This window comes from Shinella sp. BE166 (assembly GCF_051201095.1).
Lineage (GTDB): Bacteria > Pseudomonadota > Alphaproteobacteria > Rhizobiales > Rhizobiaceae > Shinella > Shinella lacus.
In genome coordinates, this window is the sequence record NZ_JBPEHL010000004.1 from 471,236 (window position 1) to 496,037 (window position 24,802).

Annotated in this window: 25 protein-coding genes; 15 read left to right on the forward strand and 10 right to left on the reverse strand. The window is 64.3% G+C overall.

From position 1 onward, the window contains the following. Positions 1-8: 8 nt before the first annotated feature. The 5 genes from paaC to paaX form a co-directional block, all read right to left on the reverse strand. Entirely contained in the window at positions 9-791 is a 783-nt protein-coding gene (gene paaC, locus J2Y63_RS12975; RefSeq protein ID WP_435266399.1) for a 1,2-phenylacetyl-CoA epoxidase subunit PaaC, read from the reverse strand. Then, the gene (gene paaB / locus J2Y63_RS12980; protein ID WP_069061017.1) at positions 791-1,075 is read right to left on the reverse strand and encodes a 1,2-phenylacetyl-CoA epoxidase subunit PaaB; all 285 of its coding nucleotides are present in this window, start codon (positions 1,073-1,075) and stop codon (positions 791-793) included. Before paaB ends, paaC begins: the two co-directional genes overlap by 1 nt. Before the next feature lie 13 nt (positions 1,076-1,088). Further along, positions 1,089-2,093 (reverse strand): 1,2-phenylacetyl-CoA epoxidase subunit PaaA, encoded by a 1,005-nt coding sequence (gene paaA, locus J2Y63_RS12985; protein ID WP_435266400.1) that lies wholly within the window; start codon positions 2,091-2,093, stop codon positions 1,089-1,091. A gap of 24 nt (positions 2,094-2,117) precedes the next feature. Next, a complete protein-coding gene (gene pcaF, locus J2Y63_RS12990) occupies positions 2,118-3,323 on the reverse strand; it encodes a 3-oxoadipyl-CoA thiolase (RefSeq protein ID WP_435266401.1) in 1,206 nt (401 codons plus the stop codon). Positions 3,324-3,503: 180 nt separating this feature from the next. Continuing rightward, on the reverse strand, positions 3,504-4,394 hold the full coding sequence (paaX, locus tag J2Y63_RS12995) for a phenylacetic acid degradation operon negative regulatory protein PaaX (RefSeq protein ID WP_435266402.1): 891 nt from the start codon (positions 4,392-4,394) through the stop codon (positions 3,504-3,506). A gap of 203 nt (positions 4,395-4,597) precedes the next feature. Between paaX and J2Y63_RS13000 the strand changes: the two genes are divergently transcribed. Next, positions 4,598-7,267 (forward strand): bifunctional diguanylate cyclase/phosphodiesterase, encoded by a 2,670-nt coding sequence (locus tag J2Y63_RS13000; protein ID WP_435266403.1) that lies wholly within the window; start codon positions 4,598-4,600, stop codon positions 7,265-7,267. Here J2Y63_RS13000 and J2Y63_RS13005 read toward each other — a convergent pair. The 5 genes from J2Y63_RS13005 to J2Y63_RS13025 are packed head-to-tail and all read right to left on the reverse strand — an operon-like array spanning position 7,239 to position 13,721. Beyond that, a complete protein-coding gene (locus tag J2Y63_RS13005; protein ID WP_435266404.1) occupies positions 7,239-8,387 on the reverse strand; it encodes a gluconeogenesis factor YvcK family protein in 1,149 nt (382 codons plus the stop codon). The genes J2Y63_RS13000 and J2Y63_RS13005 overlap by 29 nt on opposite strands. Positions 8,388-8,401: 14 nt before the next feature. Further along, positions 8,402-10,018 carry an ABC transporter ATP-binding protein gene (locus tag J2Y63_RS13010; protein ID WP_435266405.1) on the reverse strand — a complete coding sequence of 539 codons (1,617 nt, stop codon included), beginning with the start codon at positions 10,016-10,018 and terminating at the stop codon, positions 8,402-8,404. A gap of 1 nt (position 10,019) precedes the next feature. Continuing rightward, positions 10,020-11,150, reverse strand: coding sequence for an ABC transporter permease (locus J2Y63_RS13015; protein WP_435266406.1), 1,131 nt, complete (start codon positions 11,148-11,150; stop codon positions 10,020-10,022). Then, complete coding sequence (gene oppB / locus J2Y63_RS13020) at positions 11,143-12,066, reverse strand: oligopeptide ABC transporter permease OppB (RefSeq protein ID WP_256119905.1); 924 nt, start codon at positions 12,064-12,066, stop codon at positions 11,143-11,145. The genes J2Y63_RS13015 and oppB overlap by 8 nt, the downstream gene beginning before the upstream one ends. 59 nt (positions 12,067-12,125) lie before the next feature. Continuing rightward, positions 12,126-13,721: a peptide ABC transporter substrate-binding protein gene (locus J2Y63_RS13025; RefSeq protein ID WP_435266407.1), complete on the reverse strand. Its 1,596-nt coding sequence runs from the start codon at positions 13,719-13,721 to the stop codon at positions 12,126-12,128. Between the two features lie 299 nt (positions 13,722-14,020). Between J2Y63_RS13025 and J2Y63_RS13030 the strand changes: the two genes are divergently transcribed. The 14 genes from J2Y63_RS13030 (at position 14,021) to J2Y63_RS13095 (ending at position 24,797) form a co-directional block, all read left to right on the forward strand. Beyond that, positions 14,021-14,794, forward strand: coding sequence for an amino acid ABC transporter substrate-binding protein (locus J2Y63_RS13030; protein WP_435266408.1), 774 nt, complete (start codon positions 14,021-14,023; stop codon positions 14,792-14,794). Positions 14,795-14,899: 105 nt separating this feature from the next. After that, complete coding sequence (locus tag J2Y63_RS13035) at positions 14,900-15,580, forward strand: amino acid ABC transporter permease (protein ID WP_256119908.1); 681 nt, start codon at positions 14,900-14,902, stop codon at positions 15,578-15,580. Further along, positions 15,577-16,338: an amino acid ABC transporter ATP-binding protein gene (locus J2Y63_RS13040; protein WP_435266409.1), complete on the forward strand. Its 762-nt coding sequence runs from the start codon at positions 15,577-15,579 to the stop codon at positions 16,336-16,338. The genes J2Y63_RS13035 and J2Y63_RS13040 overlap by 4 nt, the downstream gene beginning before the upstream one ends. Before the next feature lie 146 nt (positions 16,339-16,484). Then, positions 16,485-16,931: a helix-turn-helix domain-containing protein gene (locus J2Y63_RS13045; RefSeq protein WP_256119910.1), complete on the forward strand. Its 447-nt coding sequence runs from the start codon at positions 16,485-16,487 to the stop codon at positions 16,929-16,931. A 6-nt stretch (positions 16,932-16,937) separates the two neighbouring features. Beyond that, positions 16,938-18,746, forward strand: coding sequence for a hypothetical protein (locus J2Y63_RS13050; RefSeq protein ID WP_435266410.1), 1,809 nt, complete (start codon positions 16,938-16,940; stop codon positions 18,744-18,746). Between the two features lie 31 nt (positions 18,747-18,777). Beyond that, entirely contained in the window at positions 18,778-19,038 is a 261-nt protein-coding gene (locus tag J2Y63_RS13055) for a hypothetical protein (RefSeq protein WP_256119912.1), read from the forward strand. 43 nt (positions 19,039-19,081) lie between these two features. Next, positions 19,082-19,282 (forward strand): hypothetical protein, encoded by a 201-nt coding sequence (locus J2Y63_RS13060; protein WP_256119913.1) that lies wholly within the window; start codon positions 19,082-19,084, stop codon positions 19,280-19,282. A 19-nt stretch (positions 19,283-19,301) separates the two neighbouring features. After that, on the forward strand, positions 19,302-20,486 hold the full coding sequence (locus tag J2Y63_RS13065; RefSeq protein ID WP_435266411.1) for a YcaO-like family protein: 1,185 nt from the start codon (positions 19,302-19,304) through the stop codon (positions 20,484-20,486). Beyond that, positions 20,483-21,199, forward strand: a complete 717-nt coding sequence (locus J2Y63_RS13070; RefSeq protein WP_435266412.1) for a TfuA-like protein — start codon at positions 20,483-20,485, stop codon at positions 21,197-21,199. The genes J2Y63_RS13065 and J2Y63_RS13070 overlap by 4 nt, the downstream gene beginning before the upstream one ends. Positions 21,200-21,315: 116 nt before the next feature. Continuing rightward, positions 21,316-21,540, forward strand: coding sequence for a hypothetical protein (locus J2Y63_RS13075; RefSeq protein WP_435266413.1), 225 nt, complete (start codon positions 21,316-21,318; stop codon positions 21,538-21,540). 241 nt (positions 21,541-21,781) lie between these two features. Then, a complete protein-coding gene (locus J2Y63_RS13080) occupies positions 21,782-22,918 on the forward strand; it encodes an ABC transporter substrate-binding protein (protein WP_435266414.1) in 1,137 nt (378 codons plus the stop codon). 81 nt (positions 22,919-22,999) lie between these two features. Next, positions 23,000-23,437 (forward strand): YqaA family protein, encoded by a 438-nt coding sequence (locus tag J2Y63_RS13085; RefSeq protein ID WP_435266415.1) that lies wholly within the window; start codon positions 23,000-23,002, stop codon positions 23,435-23,437. A gap of 54 nt (positions 23,438-23,491) precedes the next feature. Further along, positions 23,492-24,037 carry a sigma-70 family RNA polymerase sigma factor gene (locus J2Y63_RS13090; protein ID WP_256119919.1) on the forward strand — a complete coding sequence of 182 codons (546 nt, stop codon included), beginning with the start codon at positions 23,492-23,494 and terminating at the stop codon, positions 24,035-24,037. Next, positions 24,024-24,797 (forward strand): anti-sigma factor family protein, encoded by a 774-nt coding sequence (locus J2Y63_RS13095; protein ID WP_435266416.1) that lies wholly within the window; start codon positions 24,024-24,026, stop codon positions 24,795-24,797. Before J2Y63_RS13090 ends, J2Y63_RS13095 begins: the two co-directional genes overlap by 14 nt. Positions 24,798-24,802 lie beyond the last annotated feature (5 nt).

A 24,802-nucleotide genomic window follows, 5' to 3' on the forward strand; every position in this document is an offset into this window, starting at 1 on the left:
GCCGCCCCCTACCAGGTGGCGCCCGGATAGGCGCGCTGGAGGAACTGCATCTCCGACAGGATGAAGCCGAGATGCTCCGTGTGCACGCCGCGCCGGCCACCCTTGTGCATGTAGCTGTCGGCGGGCTTCTTCAGCGTGCCTTCGGTGAGCGCTTCGGCCACGATCTCGTCCCAGCCGGCCTTCAGGCTCTGTGGTTCGGGGATGACGCCGGCTTCCACGAGGGCTGCATCCACCGCATCGGCAGCGAACATCTCGCCCGTATAGGGCCAGAGGTCGTCCAGCGCCTCCTGCATGCGACGGTGGCTTTCGGCCGTGCCGTCGCCGAGGCGGATGACGAGGTCGCGGCTGCGGTCGAGATGGTAGGAGACCTCCTTGAAGGCCTTTTCCGCGATCTCGGCGATGCGCTTTTCGGTCGAGCCTTTCAGCGCTTTCAAAAGCAGGTAATGCCAAGCATCGAACAGGAACTGCCGCATCAGCGTCTTGCCGAAATCGCCGTTCGGGCGCTCGACCAGCAGGATGTTGCGGAAGTCGTAACCGTCGCGCAGATAAGCGAGGTCGTCCGCCGAGCGGCCCTTGCCCTCCACTTCGCCGGCAAGGCCGAGCCAGAGCTGCGTCTGGCCGATCAGGTCGAGCGCGGTGTTGGCGAGCGCGATATCCTCCTCCAGTGCCGGCGCGTGACCGCACCATTCGGAAACGCGATGGCCGAGGATCAGCGCATTATCGCCGATGCGCAGCAGGAATTCGAGAAGCGCGGCCTGATCGACCGCCGGTTCAAGCATTGCGGTCGCCATCACATGTGCCCCACTTCATCTGGAATGTCGAAGAAGGTCGGGTGACGGTAGACTTTGGAATTCGACGGATCGAACAGCGGACCCTTTTCCGAGGGCGCGCTGGCGGTGATCTCGGACGACCGCACCACCCAGATGCTGACGCCCTCGTTGCGGCGCGTATAGACGTCGCGGGCATTGTTGATCGCCATTTCGGCATCGGGCGCGTGCAGGCTGCCGACGTGTCTATGGTTGAGGCCGTGCTGACCCCGGATGAAAACTTCCCAAAGCGGCCATTCGCTGGACATCGTGCTCTCTCCCTTACTCGGCGGCGATTTTTGCGGCGGCGCGGCGCTCAGTCGCCTTCTCGGCATGCGCCGTCAGGCCGTCGCGGAACCAGGCGCCGTCATTCCAGGCCTTTTTGCGGGCATCGAGGCGCTCCGCATTGCAGGGGCCGTTGCCGGCAATCACGTTGAAGAACTCTTCCCAGTCCGGCTCGCCGAAATCGTGGCCGCCCTTTTCCTCGTTCCACTTGAGATCCGGGTCCGGCACGGTGAGGCCAAGATATTTGGCCTGCGGCACGGTCTGGTCGACGAATTTCTGGCGCAGCTCGTCGTTGGAATTCTGCTTGATCTTCCAGGCCATCGACTGGGCCGAATGCACGGAGGCATCGTCCGAGGGGCCGAACATCATCAGCGACGGCCACCACCAGCGGTTCAGCGCATCCTGCACCATGGCTTTTTGCGCCGGCGTGCCCTTCACCATGCGCATCAGGGCGTCATAACCCTGGCGCTGATGAAAACTCTCTTCCTTGCAGATGCGCACCATGGCCCGCGCATAGGGGCCGTAGGAACAGCGCTGCAACGGCACCTGGTTCATGATCGCCGCGCCATCGACCAGCCAGCCGATGGCGCCGATATCGGCCCAGGTCAGCGTCGGATAGTTGAAGATCGAGGAATATTTCGCCTTGCCGGAATGCAGCTGCTCGTACATCTGGTCGCGGCTGATGCCGAGCGTCTCGGCGGCGCAGTAGAGATAGAGGCCGTGACCCGCCTCGTCCTGCACCTTGGCGAGCAGGATCGCCTTGCGCTCCAGCGTGGGCGCGCGGGAAATCCAGTTGCCTTCCGGCAGCTGGCCGACGATTTCCGAATGGGCGTGCTGGCTGATCTGGCGCACCAGCGTCTTGCGATAGCCTTCCGGCATCCACTCCTTCGGCTCGATCTTCTGACCGGCGTCGACGCGCTCCTGGAAGGCGCGCTCCACGGGATCCATCTCGTCGAGGGACCGGACGCGCGCTGCGTCAGTCTTTACCATCTGTGCATACATGGTCGTCTCCTCAGGCTGTGCGCGTCAGACGCGTTCGAGAATGATGGCGATGCCCTGGCCGACGCCGATGCACATGGTACAGAGTGCATAACGCCCGCCCTGGCGGTGGAGCTGATAGGTGGCAGTGGTGACGAGGCGCGCGCCGCTCATGCCGAGCGGATGGCCGATGGCGATGGCGCCGCCGTTCGGGTTCACATGTGGGGCGTCGTCCGGCAGACCGAGATCGCGCAGCACGGCAAGTGCCTGCGAGGCGAAGGCCTCGTTGAGTTCGATGACATCCATCTGGCCGAGCGACAGGCCGGCGCGCTCCAGCACCCGGCGCGCCGCCGGTGCGGGACCGACGCCCATGATGCGCGGCTCGACGCCGGCTGCCGCCATGGCGACGATGCGGGCCTTCGGCGTTAGGCCTTGCGCCCGTGCAGCTGCTTCGCTGGCGATGAGCAATGCGGCTGCGCCGTCATTGACGCCCGAGGCATTGCCGGCGGTGACAGACAGGTCCGGGCCGTTGACACCCTTGAGCTTGCCGAGCTGCTCGGCGGTCGTCCCGGGACGCGGATGTTCGTCGCGGTCGACGACCAGCGCATCGCCCTTCTTCTGCGGCACATGGACGGGCACGATCTCATCGGCAAAAATTCCGGCCTCGTGCGCGGCGGCCCAGCGGGCCTGGCTGCGCGCAGCAAAGGCGTCCTGGTCCTCGCGGCTGATGGCAAAATCGGTGGCGACGTTGTCGGCGGTTTCCGGCATGGAATCGACACCGAACGCCTTCTTCATCTTGGGATTGACGAAGCGCCAGCCGATCGTCGTGTCATAGACGGCATTGGCGCGAGAAAAGGCGCTGTCGGCCTTGGGCATGACGAAGGGCGCGCGGCTCATGCTCTCGACGCCGCCGGCAATAACGAAATCGCAGTCGCTGGCGCGGATGGCGCGCGCGGCCATGCCGACGGCGTCCATGCCGGAGCCACAGAGGCGGTTGACGGTGGTGGCGGGAATGGAAACAGGAAGGCCGGAGAGCAGCACGGCCATGCGGCCGACATTGCGGTTGTCCTCGCCGGCCTGGTTGGCGCAGCCATAGATGAGGTCATCGACCTTCGACCAATCGACGTCCGGATTGCGCGCCATCAGGCCCGATAGTGGCAGCGCCGCCAGATCGTCGGCGCGGACCGACGACAACAGGCCGCCATAACGGCCGATGGGCGTACGGACAGCATCGCAGATAAAGGCTTCGGACACGCGGTTTCCTCCCTGTACCGAAGGTCGGCTTGCCTCTCCCGAAACATTCGCCGACCGATCGGTTGGTTATTTACCACCCAATGCGTCACAAATCAATGGCAGTTTCTCCAGATTCTGTGATGTTTCATTCCAGCAGCCGACATCATAGCACAAACGGTGTTTTTCCGTGTGAAAACTGCCTCAGATGGCGTCGCGTAACAGCGAAAGACGGCGCAGCGTCGCCTCGCTCGCCTCCGGCAGCGCACCGTCCGCCGTTACGAAATGCCGCGCCACATGCTGGTCCGCCTCGGACGAGAGGCGAAGATAGAGATCGTTGAACAGCCGCCGCGCCTCTTCACCCGGCCAGTCGGCCGGCAGGGCTGCCTGCGGCAGGCGCGGATCACGCAGCACGACGAGGCGGAACTGATGCACCAGCACCAGCCGGGCGGCAAGGCTTTCGGCCGCACTCAATCGCGCGCCGCCACCGAGCAGATCGGCAAGTCGCTTGAACCTTCCGATGAAGCCGCGATAGGCATCCGCATGCTGCGCAAGGTTCCAGTGGTCGGCCGCGAAGGCGCCAAGGTCGCCTTCACCGCTCACGACCTCCGCCCGGAAGAGCACGGCCGGCTGTTTCAAGGACGGCATAGGTCGTGCGCCGACGGCAAGCCTCGGCCCCAGCCGCGCATGGCCGGCGCGCTCCAGCGCCTGCATCGCCTCGTCCGGCGCCGAACCCGTCAACTGCACGAAATGCCAGTCCGCCACCTCCGGCGGGCCGAAGAGCATGCGGGCGGCGGCAGCAAATTCGGTGCGCGCCGGTGCTGCCAGCCGATAGAAGCTGCGGCGCCCCTCCCGCTCGCCGGACAATTGCCCGGCGGCGACAAGCCGCGAGACGGCGGTGCGCACCAGCGTTTCACTGATGCCGACATCGGCGCAGGTCTCGATCAGGTTGCCGGTCCACACGACGCCGCCGCGCGGCTCCACCACGTCGCCATAGATGGTGACGATGAAGCCGGCGGCCTTCAGCGGGCTTTCCTCGATGATCGCCCGGATGAGCGCGCCGAATGCGCTTTCCGCCCTGTCGTTCTCCGGCAAACCTGCCCCCTGTGATTTCGATTGCGCCGAGGACTACCCCAGAATGGCCCCGCCGGCAAAGCCCGTTGGACAAGATAGGGCCATCCCGCAACCTGGCCGCAGAGGCACGCCTCTCGTCAGTAAATATTAAGCTGCATCTGCAATGGTCTCCCGATAGCCAAAAATCCCGCCCGAAAACCCCGAATGGAGACGAACGGACCGCGATGAACGACCGGAATGCGCAACTATCCTTCCGGGGGTTGGGATACTACGTCCCCGCCATCGTCGTTGCGTTCGCCGTGTTGATCGCCGTTCTGCTGGCCGATGCGCAGAAGCGCCGGCTGGAGGAGGAATATCTGCGCTCCTTCACAACGGAACAGCTCGGCCTGCTCCGCTCCCGCCTGCAGGGCAATATCCTCGGCGACGTCAAGCTGGTTCAGGGCCTGGTTGCCACGGTATCGACCGAGCCCGACATGTCGCCGGAACGTTATGCGGACCTCGCGGGACGCCTTTTCCGAGAAGAGACGCAGCTGCGCAGCGTGGCCATCGCTCCGGATTTCGTGGTCTCCCTCGTCTACCCCGTCAAGGGCAACGAGCGCAGCATTGGCCTCGACTATCGCAAGAACGAGCGTCAGCGCGCCGCGGCGTTGCAGGTGCAGGAACTCGACCGCATGATCGTCACCGGCCCCGTCGATCTCGTTCAGGGCGGCCGCGGCGTGATTGCGCGCTATCCGATCCATGCCGGCAAGGACAATGGCTTCATCGGCATCGCGTCAGCCGTCATCGACCTCGACAAGCTGCTTGAGAAAAGCGGTTTCAAGAGCGCGCTCAAGATCGCCGTATCGCTTTCCAGCGGGGCGCATGACGGCAGCGAGAACAAGGTCTTCTTCAATTCCGCGGCCGCCGTCGATGCAGACCCGGTCGTGATGACCATCGACATCGGCCACGAGGCCTGGACCCTGTCGGCCGCACCGCTCAAGGGCTGGCAGCAGCCCTCCGCCGATCTCGGCCTCTTCCGCGGCGGGCTTCTGGCGATCGCCCTCATCATCGTCGTGCCGATCTTCTGGGCCGGCTATCTCATGAAGGACCGCCACCGGCATATCCTGGCGCTCCAGGATCGGGAAGACCGGCTCGAAATCGTCTCGCAGCGGCTGCAACTGGCGCTCGACGCCTCGCGGGTCGGCGTGTGGGAATACGACACGCAGCATGACACGCTCACCTGGGATGCCCGGATGCGCGAGATCTACAATGTGCCGCCGAAGCAGCTGATCTGCGGCTATGCGGATTGGCGCAAGGCCCTGCATCCCGACGATGTCGAAGAAGCCGAACGGGTCTTCGCAAGCGCCATCGAAACCGAAGAGCCTTACATCACCGAGTTTCGCGTCCTGACGCCCAGCGGAGCGGCACGCCACATTCGTGCGCACGGCATGACCTACCACGCCTCCTCCGGCGCAAAACGCATCGTCGGCGCCAACTGGGACGTGACCGAAGACATCCGGTTGCAAGCCGAGCTGCTGCAGGCCAAGCTCAACGCCGAGGCGCAGAACCGCGCGCTCGAAGACGCCCGCCTGGTGCTGGAGCACAATTCGCTGCACGACGCGCTGACGCGGCTTCCCAACCGGCGCTTCCTCGACCAGCAGCTCGCCCTGGCCGGTGCCGTCGGCGATGGGCGCCCGCTGACCCTGCTCCACATCGACCTCGACCGCTTCAAGGACATCAACGACACGCTCGGCCACGCCGCCGGCGACGAGGTGCTGAAACAGGCGGCCGGCGTGCTGCGCGCCCACGTTCCGGCCGCGGATTTCATCGCCCGCATCGGCGGCGACGAGTTCGTTCTGCTGTCACGCCGGGACCCGGCGGAGGCCGATTTCAGCGCGCTTTCCGCCCGCCTCATCGAGGCGATCAGCGAGCCGATGACGATCGAGGGCCATGATTGTCGCATCGGCGCGAGCATCGGCATCGCCACGCGCAACGAGGCGGAAGAATCCGCCGAACAGCTGCTCGTCAATGCCGATATCGCGCTCTACGAGGCCAAGCGCCGCGGCCGCAACCGCGTCGAGGCCTTCAACGACGAGCTGCGCCTGCGCACCGTGGAGGTGAAGCGGCTCAGCGACGATATCCTGCGCGGCCTGGAACGGGGCGAATTCCATCCGTTCTTCCAGCCGCAGTTCGATGCGGAAACGCTGGATATCGTAGGCGTCGAGGCGCTGGCGCGCTGGAACCACCCGACGCGCGGCTTCATCGCGCCGGATACCTTCCTGCCGGTCGCCGAAAACCTCAATGTCGTCGCCCGAATCGATGAGGCAATCCTCGGCCAGGCGCTGTTCCAGGCGATGCGCTGGGAGGGCCAGGGGCTCGGCATTCCGCGCGTCTCGGTCAACGTCTCCTGCCAGCGCCTGCGCGACGAAAACCTGATCGCCAAGCTCAAGGCGATGAACATCAGGCCCGGCACGCTGACCTTCGAACTCCTGGAATCGATCTCATTCGATACGGCGGACGATGGGCTGAAACGGGCGATCGAGGAGATCAAGGCGCTCGGCATCGACATCGAAATCGACGATTTCGGCACCGGCCATGCCTCCATCATCAGCCTGCTCGAACTGTCGCCGAAGCGGCTGAAGATCGATCGCCGGCTGGTGCAGCCGCTCCTGGAATCGACCGCGCAGCAGAGCCTGGTGCGCTCTATCATCGAGATCGGCAAGGTGCGCGATATCGAGACGGTGGCGGAAGGCGTCGAGACGCTCGCCCATGCCGAACTGCTGCGCCGCCTCGGCTGCCATACGCTCCAGGGTTACGCCTTCGCGCGGCCGATGGGGGCCGAGGATTTCCTCGCCTTCGCCAAGGCGCGTGCATGGATGCCGAAAACTAAGCCGACGGCGGTAAAAGCGAGCTGAGCACGTCCGCGACCGTGCGGCCATCGTGCTGGCCGCGTTGCCAGGGATCCTCGAATTCCCCGATCAGCACCTCCGCGCCAAGCCGGGTGCCGACATCCTCCAGCGCGCCGTTGCCGAGATAGGCGAAGGGACCGACGGTCTTTTCGAAGGGCAGCAGCTGGCGGTTCGCCAGCACATGGGTGAACGGCCGCACATCTGCCCCGCCGCGCGCGCGCCAAACCCCCGCCGCCGCCTCCAGCATGCGGGCCACGTCCATCCCGCGCGTCTCACGGCATTGCAGGATGTTGCCGATGAAGATCCGGCGGGCATGGACGTTGCGCGCCATGGCGGGCACGATGTCCTCGACGAAGAAATGCGGCAGCACGCTGGTGAAGAAGCTGCCCGGGCCGAAGACGATGGCATCGGCACTTTCCAGGCTCTCGATCACTGCCTCGTTGGCCGGCACGCCCGCCCCGTCCTTGCCGGACAGCACGATCTCGCGAATGCCGACGTCGCTTTCCGCATCGTCAAGCGCCGTCACCCGATGCTGGCCCTCGACGCGGGTGCTGTCATTCAGCACGGCGGAGAGATCCACACCATCGGCCGCCGTCGACGGCCAGACGTGGCCTTCTATGTCGCACAGCTTGCGGAAGACGAAGATCGCGGTGTTGATGTCGCTGTTGTGGGCGAGATGCGCGCCGGTGAGGATGAAGTTGCCGATGCTGCCATTGCGGAAATCGAAATCCGGCCCGATCGCCGCGCGGAACGTGCGCAGATAGTTGAGGATCGCGCCGCGCAGGCCCGGCTCCATGCGTTCCAGAAGCGGATGCACGCCCTCGGCGTAGAGCGCGAATTCCGTGCGGGCATCCTCCTCCGCGCCGCTGGTCATGCGGGCATTGCAGACCTTGACGACGTCGCCCGCCCGGCCTTCGCCGTGGGCCATGGTCATCAGCGCCTGGCGGATATCGCCGACGGCGAGCACGCCGAGGCTTTCGCGGATGACCTTGGAACTGCCGCCGCTGTCCCAGGCCGGCACGATGCGCGTCAGCCGCACCGGCTTGGACAGCAGCGCCAGGTTCGTCGAGCGGCACGCGGTGCCGCCCGAAAAGAGCACGATATACGGCAAGCGGCTCTCGGCCATCGATCCCCCTGGATTTACGGCCCGATATTATAGGCGGCGCCGATCAGGGTCTTTGTATAGTCCGCCCGCGGCGCGCTGAAAATGGCGTCCGTCGGTCCCTCCTCGACGATCTTGCCGTCCTTCATCACCACGACATAGTCGGACATTGCGCGCACGACTGAAAGGTCATGGCTGATGAAGACGTAGGACAGCCCGTGTTTGGCCTGGAGATCGCGCAGAAGCTCGATCACCTGGCCCTGCACGGAACGATCGAGCGCCGAGGTCGGCTCGTCGAGGATGACGGCCTGCGGTTTCAGGATCATCGCGCGCGCGATCGCGATGCGCTGGCGCTGGCCGCCGGAAAACTCGTGCGGATAGCGGTTGCGCGCCGCCGGATCGAGCCCGACTTCCTTCAGTGCCTCGATCGCCCGCTTGTCGCGATCGGCGCGTGAAAGCTGCGGCTCGTGCACGTAGAGCCCCTCGGTGATGATCTCGCCCACCGTCTGGCGCGGCGAGAGCGAACCGTAGGGGTCCTGGAAGACGAGCTGCATGCTGTGGCGCAGCGGCCGCATGCCGTTGCGGTCGAGGTTGGAAATATCCGTCCGGCCGAAACGATAGGCACCCTTGCTGGAAATGAGCCGCAGCAACGCCCGGCCCAGCGTCGACTTGCCGGAACCGGATTCGCCGACGACGCCGATCGTCTGGCCCTCGTGCAGGCTGATGCTGACATTGTCGACCGCGCGAAAGGTGGAGGCGCGTTTCTTGAGCAGCCCGCCGTCAATCTTGTAGTCCACGACGACATTGCGGCCTTCGAGGATGATCGGCGCGTTGTCCGCCGGCGCGAGCTTGCGGCCGTGCGGCTCCGCCTCGATCAGCATGCGCGTATAATCGGCCTGCGGGTTCTCGAAAATATCGGCCGTGGCGCCCTGCTCGACGATCTCGCCGCGCCGCATGACCGCGACGCGCTCGGCGAAATGCCGGACGATGCCGAGATCGTGCGTGATGAGCACGATCGCCATGTCGAAACGCGTCTGGAGATCGCGGAGCAGCTTCAGGATCTGCGCCTGGATCGTCACGTCGAGCGCCGTCGTCGGCTCGTCGGCGATCAGGATGTCCGGCTCGTTGGCGAGCGCCATGGCGATCATCACGCGCTGGCGCTGGCCGCCGGAAAGCTCGTGCGGATAGCTGTCGATGCGCCGTTCCGGCTCCGGAATGCCGACGAGCTTCAGCAGTTCCAGGACGCGCGGGCGGGCCGCCCGGCGCGAGCCGCCGCGGTGATGCACGATCACCTCGGCGATCTGCTTGCCGACCGGGTAGAGCGGATCAAGCGAGGTCATCGGCTCCTGGAAGATCATGGTGATCTTGGCGCCGCGGATCTCGTTCAGGCCCTTAGGCGGCAGGCCGACCATCTCGCGGCCGCGATATTTCGCGGACCCCGTGACGCGGCCGTTCGAGGCGAGCAGGCCCATGATGCCCATCATGGTCTGGCTCTTGCCGGAACCGGATTCGCCGACGACCGCGAGCGTCTCGCCCGGGCGCACGTCGAGATCGATGCCCTTGACCGCGTTCACGTCGCCGTCCGGCGTCGTGAAGGAGACCTTCAGGCCGCGCACGGCGAGGATCGGTTCCATGGTGTTTTTGGTGTCTGCCATGTCAGCGATCCTTCGGGTCGAATGCGTCACGCAGGCCATCGCCGACGAAGTTCAGCGAGAAGAGCGTGAGGACGAAGAAGATGGCGGGGAAGATGAGCAGCCACGGCGCCGACTGGATGTTGTTGGCGCCTTCCGCGATCAGCGACCCCCAGCTCGTCAGCGGCGCCTGGACGCCGAGGCCGAGGAAGGAGAGGAAGCTTTCGAGCAGGATCACCTTCGGCACGATGACCGTCACGAAGATGACAACGGGACCGATCGTGTTGGGGATGACGTGCCGGCGGATGATCTGCCAGTCGGTCATGCCCAAGGCTTCCGCCGCGCCGATGAATTCGCGGCGTTTGAGCGACAGCGTCTGGCCGCGCACGATGCGGGCCATGTCGAGCCATTCCACCGCCCCGATGACGATGAAGATCAGCACGAAACTGCGGCCGAAGAACACGACGAGCACCACGACGAGGAAGACGAAGGGCAGCGAATAGAGGATCTCGACGAAGCGCATCATGACATTGTCGACGCGCCCGCCCATATAGCCCGAGATCGCGCCGTAGACGACGCCGATGCCGAGCGAGACGAGGCTGGCGAGAAGACCCACGGCAATCGAGATCTGCCCGCCGAGCATAACGCGCGCCATCAGGTCGCGGCCGTTGGTATCGGTGCCGAACAGGAAATATTCCCGGTCGACGACGCCGGTCAGCGTCAGCTTGCGGCCGTCTTCCTCGGTCGCGGTGACCTCGGTCTTGTCGAATTCGTTGGCGCGGTCGAAGTAGCGCGTGGTGCGCGGATCGATCGGTTCGGCCGCCGTGATGACGGCCGTGAAGGTCTCGCCCTCGACGGAGAAGGACTGGAGCTCGACGCGGGCGCGCGTCGCGACACCGTTCATCGCCTCTTCCAGCGAATCCTCGCCCGGCCGCGGCTCGAGGCTCGGCGGGATGGTCACGTAGGAAGAGAAGACCTGATCATAGCTGTGGCTGATGAAGAACGGCCCGAAATAGGAGAAGCAGGCGATCAGCACCAGCATGACGCAGCCCGCCATGGCGGGGCGGTTGCGGCGAAAGCGCATGACGGCGAGCTTGAAGAGGCTGCGCCCCTTTATCTCGCTGTCGGGAACGGGGGAAATGACGGCATCAGTCATGGCGAACCCTCGGATCGAGCAGGCCATAGAGGATGTCGACAGCCAGGTTGAAGACGATGACGAAGATCGCGATCAGCACGACCGTGCCCATGACGAGCGTATAGTCGCGGTTGATCGCGCCGAGGACGAAGTAGCGCCCGACGCCGGGGATGGTGAAGATCGTCTCGACGACCGCTGAGCCGGTGAGGAGTGCGGCCGCGCATGGTGCGAGATAGGAGACGACCGGCAGCATGGCGCCGCGCATGGCGTGCGTGATCACAACCGATTTCGCCGGCAGGCCATAGGCCCGCGCGGTGCGGATATGATCGGTGCGTAGAGCCTCGATCATCGAGCCGCGGGTAAGCCGCGCGAAGACGGCGAGCTGCGGCAGCGCCAGCGCGATCATCGGCAGGATGAGGAAGCGCAGCGACCCGTCGCCCCAGCCACCGGCCGGAAGCCAGGCGAGCACGATGGCGAAGATCAGCGTCAGCACGGGGCCGACGACGAAATTCGGCACCGTGACGCCGACGGTGGCGACCGACATGACCGCGAAATCGAGCACGCTGTTCTGGCGCAGAGCCGCGATCGTGCCGACGGTGACGCCGCCGATCAGCGCCAGCAGCAGCGCGTAGAAACCGAGTTCGATCGAGTAGGGCAGGCCCTTGCCGATGAGCTCGGCGACGGAATTGTCCTTGTAGATGTAGCTCGGTCCGAAATCGCCGGTGACGGCATTGCCGATATAGGTGAGATATTGTCGCCAGAGCGGCTGATCGAGCTGGTAGGCCCGCATCAGGTTTTCCATCGTGGCGGGCGGAAGGGGTCGTTCGAGGTTGAACGGTCCGCCGGGCGCAAAGCGCATCAGGAAAAACGAAATTGTAACGACGATGAATAGCGTCGGCACGGCGCTAGCGAGGCGCCGTAGAACGAAAGCAAGCATGGCCAAGACTCCCGAGCAAACGGTGCGCGGCTCGGTGGAGCCGCGCACCCGTCAGCGGATCATTCCGAAACGCTGAGGAAGCGGCTCAGGTGCTGGTTGGCGGCATTGTCCTGCCAGCCCTGGACCTTGCTCGAAACGAGCCAGAGGTCGGCCTGCGTGAGGAACGGCGCGATCGGCTGTTCCTTCATGAGGAGGGCTTCGGCCTCATGCAGGACCTTGGCGCGGGCCGCCTGGTCACGCTCTTCATACGACTTCTTCATGAGCGCGTCGTAGTCGGCATTGTTGAACTTGCCGTAGTTGAAGGTCTTGTTGGTGCTGACGCTCAGCGCAAGGAAGTTCTCCGCATCCGCATAGTCGGCGACCCAGCCGGCACGCGCCACGTTGAACGCGCCGCCTTCCTGCAGGTAGGCGTAGTGCGAGGACACGTCGAGATTGACGAGCGAAACTTCCGCGCCAAAGGTGTTCTTCCACATGTCGGCCACCGCCGTCGCCACGCGCTCGTGGTTCGGGTTGGTGTTGTAGCGAATCTCGATCTTCAGCGGCTTGCCGCCCTCGCCATAGCCCGCGGCCTTCATCAGTTCGAGCGCCTTGTCTTCGCGGTCGAGCTGCGAGAGCGCGCCGAAATCGGCCATTGCCGGCTCGTAGCCTTCCATGCCCGGGGGCACCATGGAATAGGCCGGGAGCTGCGAGCCCGAATAGATTTCCTTGGCCAGGAAGTCGCGGTCGACGGCCATGGAGAGCGCGCGGCGCACGTTGACGTCGCTATAGGGCTCCGTGCGGGTGTCGAAGGCATAATAGTAGGTCGCAAGCGTCGGCGAGACGTGGACCTGTTCGCCATAGCTCGTCTTCAGGCGGTCGATCTGGTCGGCCGAGAAGTTGTAGACGAGGTCCATTTCCTTTGCTTCGAAGCGGCGCACGGAGGCAGCCTGGTCGTCGATCGGGTAGAAGATCACCTTGTCGAGCTTGACGTTGGCGGCGTCCCAGTGGTTCGGGTTCTTTTCCATCACCAGATTGTCGTTCGGCACATGGCTGACGAGCTTGAACGCGCCGTTGGACACCATCACGCCGGGCTTGACGAAGTCTGCGCCGTTCTTCTCGACGCTCGCCTTGGAGACCGGCAGCGCCGTCTGGTGCGCAAGCAATTCGAGGAAGAACGGTGTCGGGCGCTCCAGCGTCACTTCCAGCGTCTTGGCGTCGACGGCCTTGAGGCCGAGCTGGTCGAGGCCGACCTCGCCCTTGTTGGCCTTTTCGGCATTCTTGATCGGATAAAGGATGTTGGCGTAGCCAGCCGCCGTCTTCGGGTCCTCGACACGGGCGAAGGAAAAGACGAAGTCTTCCGCCGTCACCGGCGAGCCGTCCGACCACTTCGCGTTTTCGCGCAGCTTGAACGTGTAGACCGTGCCGTCATCGGAAACGGTCCAGCTTTCGGCCGCGCCGGGAACGATCTTGCCGGCGGCGTCATAAATCGTCAGGCCCTCGTAGAGGTCCTTGAGGATGAATTCCTCGATATTGATGGAGGTGTGCGCCTGGTCGAGCGTCTGCGGCTCGCCGGCATTGCCGCGGTGAAGCACCGTTTCTGCGAGGGTCGGACCTGCGCCAAGCAGGATCGCACCGGCCAGAAGCGCTGCACGAAAGCCAATCAGTCTGTTTGCCATTTTTTGTTTTCCTTCCCCGTTGTTTTTTTGGGTGCCCAATCAATTGTCCCTGTTTTCGCGCTTGGCAAGTCCCCAAAAACAGGAAATGCACACCCGCGGCTCAACTCCCGCGCGGCCCGCCAAACCGGGCAAAACGAGGGCCTCAAGGCCGATCCGCCGAAAAAATTGAGAAGAATATTTCAAATCGCCGAATTTATTCGCAGTTTTCTGCCCATCGTTTTGCACGGATTTCTGCGATCAATCGCCCAATCGAATTCACGCAGAACCCAATCGAATTCACGCAAAAACGGAGTCCCAAGATGAACTGGTTGAAGACCCTCGCCGCCGCCGCGGCTCTCCAGGTCGCAATCCTCGCCCCCGCGCATGCCGGCGAAAACCTCGCCGCCGTCCAGGCGGCCGGCGCGCTGAAGATCGGCACGGAAGGCACCTACGCGCCCTTCACCTTCCACGACACCGACGGCAAGCTGGTCGGCTTCGACGTCGAGATCGGCGAGGCGATCGCCAAGAAGCTTGGCGTCAAGGCCGAGTTCCTGGAAGGCAAGTGGGACGGCCTGATCGCCGGCCTCGACGCCAACCGCTATGACGCCGTGATCAACCAGGTCGGCATCACGGATGCGCGCAAGCAGAAATACGACTTCTCCGAGCCCTATATCGCGTCCAAGGCCGTGCTGATCGTGCGCGCCGACGATGACAGCATCAAGGGCTTCGCCGACCTCAAGGGCAAGAAATCCGCCCAGTCGCTGACCAGCAACTTCGGCAAGATCGCGGAAGGCGCCGGCGCCGAGCTCGTCGGCACCGACGGCTTCGACCAGTCGATCCAGCTCGTTTTGACCGGCCGCGCCGATGCCACGATCAACGACAGCCTGTCCTTCCTCGACTTCAAGAAGCACAAGCCCGACGCCAACGTGAAGATCGCCGCCGAACAGGCCGATGCCGACTATTCCGGCGTGATCATCCGCAAGGGCGAGCCGGAACTGCTGGAAGCGATCAACAAGGCGCTGACCGAGATCAAGGCCGACGGCACCTACAAGGCGATCGCGGACAAGTATTTCGGACAGGACGTCTCGAAGTAATTCTTGCCTCAAGGGCCGCTTCGCGGCGGCCCGTTCCTCGCATATAGATAACGCATCAACTGGCCGGGGATCGCCCCGGCCAGCCGCATTTCCGGAGGTTTGCCCGTGCCGCCGTGGCTTCAACTGATGCTGGACTCGCTTGTGCCGCTCCTTTGGGCCGCGCTCGTCTTCACCATTCCGCTCACCCTCTTGTCCTTCGCGCTCGGCCTGGCGCTCGGCCTCGTCACCGCCGTCGTGCGGCTGTTCGGGCCGCGGCCGCTCTCCGCCATCGCGCGCTTCTACGTCTGGGTGATCCGCGGCACGCCGCTCCTGGTGCAGCTCTTCGTCATCTTCTACGGCCTGCCGAGCCTCGGCATCCTGCTCGATGCCTTCCCCGCCGCCCTCATCGGCTTCACGCTGAATGTCGGCGCCTATACGTCGGAGATCATCCGCGCCGTCATCGCCTCCGTGCCGCGCGGCCAGTGGGAGGCGGCCTATTCGATTGGCATGAGCTGGTCGCAGGCCATGCGCCGCACCATCCTGCCGCAGGCGTCCCGCGTCGCCGTGCCGCCGCTCTCCAACACCTTCATCTCGCTGGTGAAGGACACCTCGCTTGCCGCCGCCGTCACCGTGCCGGAACTGTTCCAGACCGCGCAACGCATCGTCGCCACGACCTATGAGCCGCTGATCCTCTATATCGAGGCGGCACTGATCTATCTGGCCCTGAGCTCCGTGCTCTCGGCGCTGCAGGTCCGGCTCGAAAAGCGCTTCGCCCGCTATGGCGGCTTCCTGGAGGCGCGCACATGATCGAGCTCAGCCATATCGAAAAGCGCTTCGGCGACAATCACGTCCTGCGCGATATCAGCCTGACGCTCGCCGAGGGCACCGTGACGGCGCTGGTCGGCCCCTCCGGCGGCGGCAAGAGCACGCTCCTGCGCTGTATCAACCTCTTGGAAACGCCGACATCGGGCACAATCAAGCTCGGCGACGAAAAGATCGATTTCGCGCCCGGCCGCAAGGTCGGCTGGCCGGCGATCCAAAAGCTGCGCCGCCAGACCGGCATGGTCTTCCAGAATTTCCAGCTCTTCCCGCACCAGACGGCCATCGCCAACGTCATGGAAGGCCTCGTCACCGTGCTGAAATGGCCGGCCGACAAGGCGCGCGCCCGCGCGCTGGAACTGCTCGAAAAGGTCGGCATGGCGCACAAGGCCGATGCTTGGCCGGCGACCCTTTCCGGCGGCCAGCAGCAGCGCGTGGCGATCGCCCGCGCGCTCGCCCCCTCGCCCCGCGTGCTCCTCTGCGACGAACCCACGTCAGCGCTCGATCCGGAGCTTGCCGAAGAGGTGGTCGAGGTGCTGAGCCGGCTTGCCCGCGAAGGCACGACCATGGTGATGGCGACGCACGACCTGCGCCTCGCCTCCCGCGTCGCTGACACCGTCGTCTTCCTCGATGGCGGCGTGATCGTCGAACAGGGGCCGCCGCGCGCCATCTTCTCGACGCCGGAGCGCGACCGCACGAAAAAATTCATCGCCTCGCTCAGCGCGTCGCACAGCTACGATATCTAGGATACCCGCGGAATACCCTCCGGTTCACGCTACGGTAGCGATGAAATGTGCTTCCCGGCAGTTGCATCGCACCGGCGATTCAAGCAGAGTGAAGAGATACCAGTGCCTCGCCATGCCCCGGCATGTCCTATAGGGGAGAAAGCCTCATGATCAAGAAAACACCGAATCCGATCGACGTCTTCGTCGGTTCCCGCGTTCGCCTGCGCAGGCTGATGGTCGGCATGAGCCAGGAGGCGCTTGCCGATCGGCTGGGTGTCACCTTCCAGCAGGTGCAGAAATACGAGAAGGGCACCAACCGCATCAGCGCGAGCCGCCTCCAGGCGATCTCGGAAGTCTTCCGCGTGCCGCCGAGCTTCTTCTTCCAGGACGAAGACAGCGCCATGCCTTCCGCCGGTGCCGGCCACGAAACGGGCGACGTCTCGACCTTCGTGTCCTCCAAGGAAGGTCTCGACCTCAACCGCGCCTTCCTGAAGATCGAGGATGCGGGCGTTCGCAAGTCGATCATCTCGCTCGCAACCGCGCTTTCCAAGGCAAGTGCCGCCGCCGCAGAGGCGAACGAACGCGCAGACAACGCACCGGAACTACGGATCTGACCCCAAATGCCGGCACGGCTGCAGACGCTTGGACATCTGCGCCTGCTCGACGAGGGCGGTGAGGAGATCGTCTTTCCTGAAAAGGCGCTGCTGATCCTTTGTTACCTCCAGACGCGCGGCGTGCCGGACATGCCGCGTGCCGACGCGGCGAACCTCTTCTGGGACGACGCCAACAGCGCGGCCTCCTTCGCGAGCCTGCGCCAGACCATCTCCCGCGTGCAGAAACGCCAGCGGGAGCTCGACCGGACCTACCTCACCTTCACCGACACGACGATCGCCCGCGGGCCGGAGCCCATCGAAAGCGATGTCGACAAGGTGCGCGATGGCGCGAGCCTCGATGTGCTCGCCGACCTCCTGACCGACGATTTCCTCAAGCACGTCAAGCCGGGCAACCGCGTGCTTTCAAGCTGGATCGCCCTGCAGCGGGCGGGCCACGCGGCCCTGTTGCGCCGTGCTTTGCTGGACAGCCAGGCGCCAGGCACCGGAATGCGGGCCGCCCGCGCCACCGCCGCCCTTCGCCTGCTCGAAGGCAATCCCGATGACGATGAGGTGCGCGCCGTGCTGACCGGCCGCGCAGCCGCAACCACCAGCTTGATGGCCCTCCATCCGCCCGCCCGAGTGCTATTGCCGGAGGAGATGGATATCGCGTCCGCGCAGCAGACTCCACCGCGTGTCGTGCTATTGCCACCGGTCACCACGCTCACCCAACGCAACGCCGCGCTTTTTTCCGAAGCACTGATCGAGGACGTGACGATCGGGCTCTGCGCACTGCGCTCCATCTCGATCATCGCGCCGCACACCGCTGCACAGATATCGCTTCAAGCCGATCGGGCCACGACCTACGAGCGTCACAAGATCAGCTATATCCTCGAGACGCGGCTGCGCGACGAGGGCGCCAGCCATACGCTGTTCGCCCAGCTCATCTTCTTCGGCAGCGACGAGGTGATCTGGGCCGAGCGTTTTCCGCTGTCGGCGGAAGGCCTTGCCCGCTCGCGACAGATGATCGCCCACCAGATCGCCGGTGCGATTGCCACGCAGATCGAAATGAACGAATTCGTTCGCAACGACTACGAGCTTGAAGCCGGCTCCTATCGAAGCTTTCTGGTCGGACAGGGTCTCCTCAAGAAACTCGACTTGCGTGACATCCGCCGAGCCCGCAAAAGCTTTCGCGACTCCTTGCAGTCAAGAGCCGATTTCGCGCCGGCAATGAGCGGGCTGTCGCGCAGCTATTTCCTCGAATGGTTGGTCACGGCGCGCGGCGATGCAGACCTCCTGAAAAAGGCCGAGCAACAGGCAGAAGAAACCATCCGCACAGACGAGCGCCTTGCCTCCGGCCATCGCGAGCTGGGCGTCGCAAAGCTCTATTCCCGCCAGTTCGACGAAAGCGCCGAGCATTTGGAACGGGCCGAAACGTTGAGCCCGAACCACGCGAACGTTGTTGCGAGTTATGCTGATACGCTGGTTCAGGGATCGCGGCCGGATCTTGGCCTTAGGAAGATTCAGCGGGCGATCGATCTCAATCCGCTGCCACCGGATGATTATTTCTGGATCGCTGCCGGCGCCAGCTACTCCATAGGCCAATACGAACAGGCCCTAGACTATATCGCGCGCATGAAAGACCGCCTCCCGACAGATCGCCTAGCGGCGGCGAGTTGGGGCATGCTGGGCGATACAAAGAAGGCTCGGCAGTTCATACGCCGCACCTACGATGTCCATCCCAACTTCGATCTCGATAGCTGGATGGCGATTGTCCCCTTCAAGGAGGAATGGCAGCGCCAGCATTATTATGAGGGATTGAAGAAGGCCGGTTTCTGATCATCAACTCTCCATCGAAAGGAATGACAACATGGCAAGAATCGTTGTGCTGGGCGTGCAAGGTGAAGAAGGCCTTTGGCTAGCCGATCTCGATGCCGGCACCGTGGCAGCGCTTCCGGTACCATCAACGGGCGCGCTAAAGACGGCGGATGACCTCCGCAAGGCAGGCGCAACCATCACCAAAGGCGTCAACCTTGCCGCACTCGCGACATCGATCGATGCCGCTTCCGGTGGCTACATGGATGCCAGTGGCGGCTATATGGACGCCGATGGCGGATACATGGACAAATAAACGTACATTCAGATCACGAAGCTTCAACCAGAGGAGAAGTAAAATGTCGAAAGTCGTTGTTCTTGGACTCGAAGGTGAAAACGGGCTTTGGGTCGCAGACCTGAAGGCGGGCACGGTTACGGCCGTTGCAGCGAATGTTGCAGATGATCTGCGCAAAGCCGGCGAGTTTGCGCCGCGCGGTGTCAGTTTTGCAACGGTCGCCCAGACAGCGGACGAGCTCTCCGGCGGCTTTTACGACAAGTGAGCGCCTGGTGGCTTGAAGCGTGACGACCTATTCTGACCGTATCTGCGGCCCTGAACAGACCTGGAGCCGGATCGAGGCGCTTTTGCCCCGGTTCGGCATCACGCGGCTTTCGCGCCTGACGGGGTTGGACCGCATCGGCATCCCTGTCTGGAACGCCGTCAGTCCCAATGCCCGCTCGATCGTCATCAATCAGGGCAAGGGCATCACCGATATCGACGCAAAGGTCTCCGCCGCCATGGAGGCGCTGGAACGGGCCATTGCGGGCGAACCATTCGTGCCGGTGCGCCACGCATCGCGACGCGATTTTGCAGATGCCGGCGAGCAATGCCTGCCCCTCGACATCTTCGTTGCGGCTGGACAGGCGTTCCTCGCCGAGGAGGAAAAGCTCGACTGGTTCGCCGGCCGGGATGTCATGACCGGTGAGCGCGTCTGGGTGCCGCGCGACGCGATCTGCCTTGACAGGACCGATCGTGCACCGCGCTTCTGGCAGTCCTCCGACGGCCTCGCTTCCGGCAATTCCGAGACCGAGGCGACCCTGCACGGTCTTCTGGAACGCATTGAGCGCGATGCCGACCGGCTCTGGCGCCTGCTGCCGCGCGACAAGCGCCTCGCCACCGCCATCGACCCCGCCGGCTTCGGCGATCCGGTCGTCGAAGCGCTGGTTGGCCGTTTTCGCGAAGCCGGGCTGGAGCTGCGCTTCTTCGATATCACCAGCGACCTCGCCATCCCGACCTATGCCGCCGTGCTGGGCGATGCCGGCATCCTCGACAAGCGGGAGCCACTCTTCCACGATGCGACGGTCGGTTACGGCACGCATCCGGTTGCCGCGCGCGCCATCATCCGCGCGCTCACCGAGGTCGCGCAATCGCGCCTCACCTATATCAGCGGCGCGCGGGACGATCTCTTTGCCGAAACCTTCACCCGGCCGCTGGCGCCGGAAACGCTCGCCCTCTTCGAGGCCCGGCCCGGCCCGCTAAGAACCTACCCCGCCCCTTCGGGCGACGCCGCGGCCTTGCTCGCCCATTGCCTGGAGGTGCTCGCCACATCGGGCATAACACCCGTCGTCGCCGTGCCGCTGACCGACGCCTCGCTTCCCATATCCGTGGTCAAGATGGTCGTGCCCACCCTGGAAAACCCGGAGGGCGCGCGCCGCCATGCCGTCGGCTCCCGCGCACTCTCCCGCATGCTGTTCGGAACCTTATGAAAATCGTCTTCGCCGGTCCCAGCCTGCCCGATGCCGCGAAGCTCTGCGGCGACGCCATCCGCGTCCGCCCGCCGGCGGCGCATGGCGATGTGCTGGCCGCGGTGCGCGAAGGCGCCACAGCAATCGGCATCATCGACGGCAACTTCGAGCATGTGGCACCCGTCTGGCACAAGGAAATCCTCCATGCGCTCGACCAGGGCGTGGCCGTCTTCGGCGCGGCCAGCATGGGGGCGTTGCGCGCCGCTGAATGCGATGCCTTCGGCATGGTCGGCGTCGGTTCCATCTATGAGGACTATGCCAGCGGCCGCCGCGTCGACGACGCCGATGTCGCGCTGCTGCACGGTCCGGCCGAACTCGGCTACCCCGCCCTCTCGCTGCCGCTCGTCAATGTCGACGCGACGCTCGACCGACTGGAGACTGGTGAGGCCCTTGATAAACCGAATATTTCACGCTTTCGAGATGTTGCGCGGCAGCTCTTTTACAAAGACAGAACGTGGTCTGCGATCATCGAAGCGGCCGGCAAGGCCGGGGAGCGGCAACACCTCCTGCAACTTCTCCACGCAACAACCGTGAACCAAAAGCGCAAGGACGCCCTCGCGCTGGTGCGAATCCTGACCGATTTCGCCCCGCAAAGCCCTGCAAAACGGGGAAACTGGGTCTTTCGGGCGACGACGCTATGGCGGACCGTCGCAGATCAACCTGAAACCTCATAAAACGTGCAGTTTCCCATTCCGCGTGTGTCACGCTGGAGTCACGCGCACCATCCCGATGTCACGCCTATACTGCGACGCAGGGGCTGAGAGTGAGCGTTGCTCCGGGGGCATAGAACATGGAAATCGAAACCACAGAAATTGAAGACCGCGGCACGGAAATGATGGCGCTTGCACGGCTCGTCGCTTTCGCGCTGGAATCTGCAAGATCAATGGATGCCGAGGTGGTGGAATTCTGCCTGGAAAAGGCGCTGCGTGCCGTGCTGGACCAGATTGACGAGCCGTCGCGCATAACGCTGACGTCGAGCGACATCATGCTGATGAACCGGTCGGCGCTTTGCTGACCGGAGAGGAATCGACCGGCCTGCCAGTCGCCTGGCTGGCCCGCCGGCCGAACCATAGCCGCCGTCCTCCTCCGCGGCGCTGATCGCGCGGCCGGCCCGGACCTGCGGGCCGCCGCCGATCTTCCTGGATTTCTCCAATTGCGAAACGAAAACACACGGTTGCGCTGATCGTGGAACTCTGAAAAGTTCTCCTCCGAAAACGCCCGGCAAACGGGGCGAAACCACGGGAGAGGAGAACAGCATGCGGACGTTCCTGACGAGCGGCGTAACAGCCCTTGCGTTGATGACCACGAGCGCGGCACAGGCCGAGCCGGTGAAGATCGGCGTCATCACCACGCTTTCCGGTGGCGGTGCCGGCCTCGGCGTCGACATGCGCGACGCCTTCACGCTCGCCATCAAACAATCCGGCAACAGCGAGATCGAGCTTGTCGTCGAGGACGACGCGCAGAAGCCGGAACTCGCGGTGCAGATCGCCGAAAAGATGATCCAGAGCGACAAGGTCGATCTCATGACGGGGATCATCTGGTCGAACCTCGCCATGGCAGTCATTCCGAACACGGTGGCGCAGGATATCATCTACCTGTCGCCGAATGCCGGCCCGTCGGCGCTTGCCGGCGCAAACTGCAACCCGAACTATTTCAACGTCGCCTACCAGAACGACAATTTCCACGAGGCGATGGGCGAATATGACAATAAGGACTACAAGAACACCTTCATCCTCGCGCCGAACTACCCCGCCGGCAAGGACGCGCTGACCGGCTTCAAGCGTTACTATAAGGGGGCGCTCGCCGGTGAGGTCTACACGCAGGTCGGCCAGACGGACTATGCCGCCGAGATCGCGGAAATCCGCGCATCCGGCGCCGATTCCGTCTACTTCTTCCTGCCTGGCGGCATGGGCATCGCCTTCATGAAACAATATGCCCAGTCGGGCGTGAACATCCCCGTCACCGGCCCCGGTTTCTCCTTCAGCCAGGACGTGCTGCCGGCGATCGGCGATGCCGCATTGGGCGTCAAGAATTCCGGCACCTGGGCGAAGGACCTCGACAACCCGGCCAACAAGGCCTTCGTCGAAGCGTTCCAGAAGGAATATAACCGCCTGCCCTCGATCTATGCGGCACAGAGCTGGGATACCGCAAACCTCATCCTCTCGGCACTCGGCAAGGCGAGCGTCAAGGACAAGGCGGCCTTCCGCGCGGCGCTGAAGGAGGCAGATTTCGCCTCGGTGCGCGGAAAATTCAAGTTCAACAAGAACAACCACCCGATCCAGGACATCTACGTGACCGAGGTGGTGAAGGAAGGCGACGTCTTGACCAACAAGATCATCGCCACCGCCTTCACCGATCACGGCGACGCCTACGCCGACAAGTGCGCGATGTAATCCGCGCGCAAACACCCGCCCCTAAGGCGGGTGCCATCCCTGACCTTCCGGACCGGTTGCCTTGCCCCTAGCCCATATCCAATGAGCACGCTCGCAGCCTATGGCGGCCTTTTCCTGGCCGCGCTCATCGCCGCGACCATCCTTCCCGCCCAGTCGGAAGCCGTGCTGGCTGGCCTGCTGGCGACCGAAACCTATTCGCCGGCATTGCTCATCCTCGTCGCCGGCATCGGCAATGTGCTCGGCTCCGTCATAAACTGGCTGCTCGGCCGCGGCGTGGAACGTTTCCGCGAGGCTCGCTGGTTCCCCGTCAACGCCAAGAACCTCGATCGCGCCGGGCGCTGGTATCGCAAATATGGCTGGTGGAGCCTGCTTTTGAGCTGGATGCCGATCATCGGTGATCCGCTGACGGTCGCTGCCGGCATCATGCGCGAACCGTTCCCACGGTTCCTGCTCGTGGTCACAATCGCGAAGTTCGGCCGCTATATCGTGCTGGCCGCCCTCGTGCTGCACTGGCTGTGAACTTTTTTATGCCGGCGATGGAATGAGGATCGTTCGGCTCTCGTATACTGGGTCATGAACGGAAAGACACCCGGCTTCAATGTGATCGGACAGCTTGCAGCGCTCAGGCGCTATGCGCTGTCGCTCGTCCGCAATCCGGACGATGCCGAAGACCTCGTGCATGACGCGCTGGTGAAAGCCTACGAGCGCCAGTCGACCTTCCGCACCGGCGCCAATGTGCGCAACTGGCTGATGTCCATCCTGCACAATGCCCATGTCGACCGCCTGCGCCAGCGCCGCTCGCAACAGCGCCGTCACGACGCGGCGGCGGAACTGGGCGAGACCTCCGTGCCGGCGAACCAGGACCATTCGGTGCGCCTCACGCAGTTGCGCAACGCCTTCTTCGCGCTGTCGGAAGAGCAGCGCGCCGCGTTGCATCTCGTCGCGATCGAGGAACTTTCCTACCAGGAGGCGGCCGATACGCTCGGCATTCCGGTCGGCACGCTGATGTCGCGCGTCGCCCGCGCCCGGGAACGCCTGCGCGCCTTTGAACAGAACGGTGCTACCGCGACCGTCCCCCATCTCAGAATCGTCGGAGGCACTGGCGATGACCAGCAATGACCCGATCCTCGAATCCGATCTCAATGCCTATGTCGACGACCAGCTCGCCGTCGGCCGGCGCATCGAGGTCGAGGCTTACCTGTCGGAACGGCCGGAGATCGCCGCCCAGATCATGAAGGACCTGCGCGTGCGCGACGAACTGCGCCTGGCGCTGGCCGATCATCGTGCGGTGACCCGGCAGGCGACACGCGAGGCTGCGCGCCTTCTCGAACGCTCGCTCGCCCGACGCCGCGTCTTCTCCGTCTTCCGCCGTGCCGCGGCAATCGCCCTCTTTGTTGCCGCCGGCTGGACCGCGCATGCCGTGCTCGGCCCCTTCGGCGCGACCGAGGTCATCGCTTCCACCCCGCCGCCCGCCTTCGTGGAAGAGGCCGTGCGGGCGCACAAGACCACGCTCATCCGCGATGCGATGAGCTCGCAGCCCGAAGCCGCCGTCTTCGATCCGGCCGAAATCCGCTCCGCGACGGCGATCGTCCTGCCGGACCTGCCGAAAGGCTGGGCCGTGGTCGACACGCAGGTTTTCCCCTCGGCCTATGGCCCGAGCGTCGAGCTGGTGCTGGAGCCGAAGAAGGACGAACGCCTGTCGCTCTTCGCCGTGCGGCCGGGCTCGTTCGGCGTGCAGCACGTCCTGCTCTTCCACGCCGACAATGCCCGTGCCGCCTACTGGCAGATCGGCGACGTCGCCTATGCGCTGGTGTCGGAAAGCCGCAAGGCCGACGACCTGGCTGAAACCGCGCGGGATCTCTCGCGCACGCTTTACTGATCAAT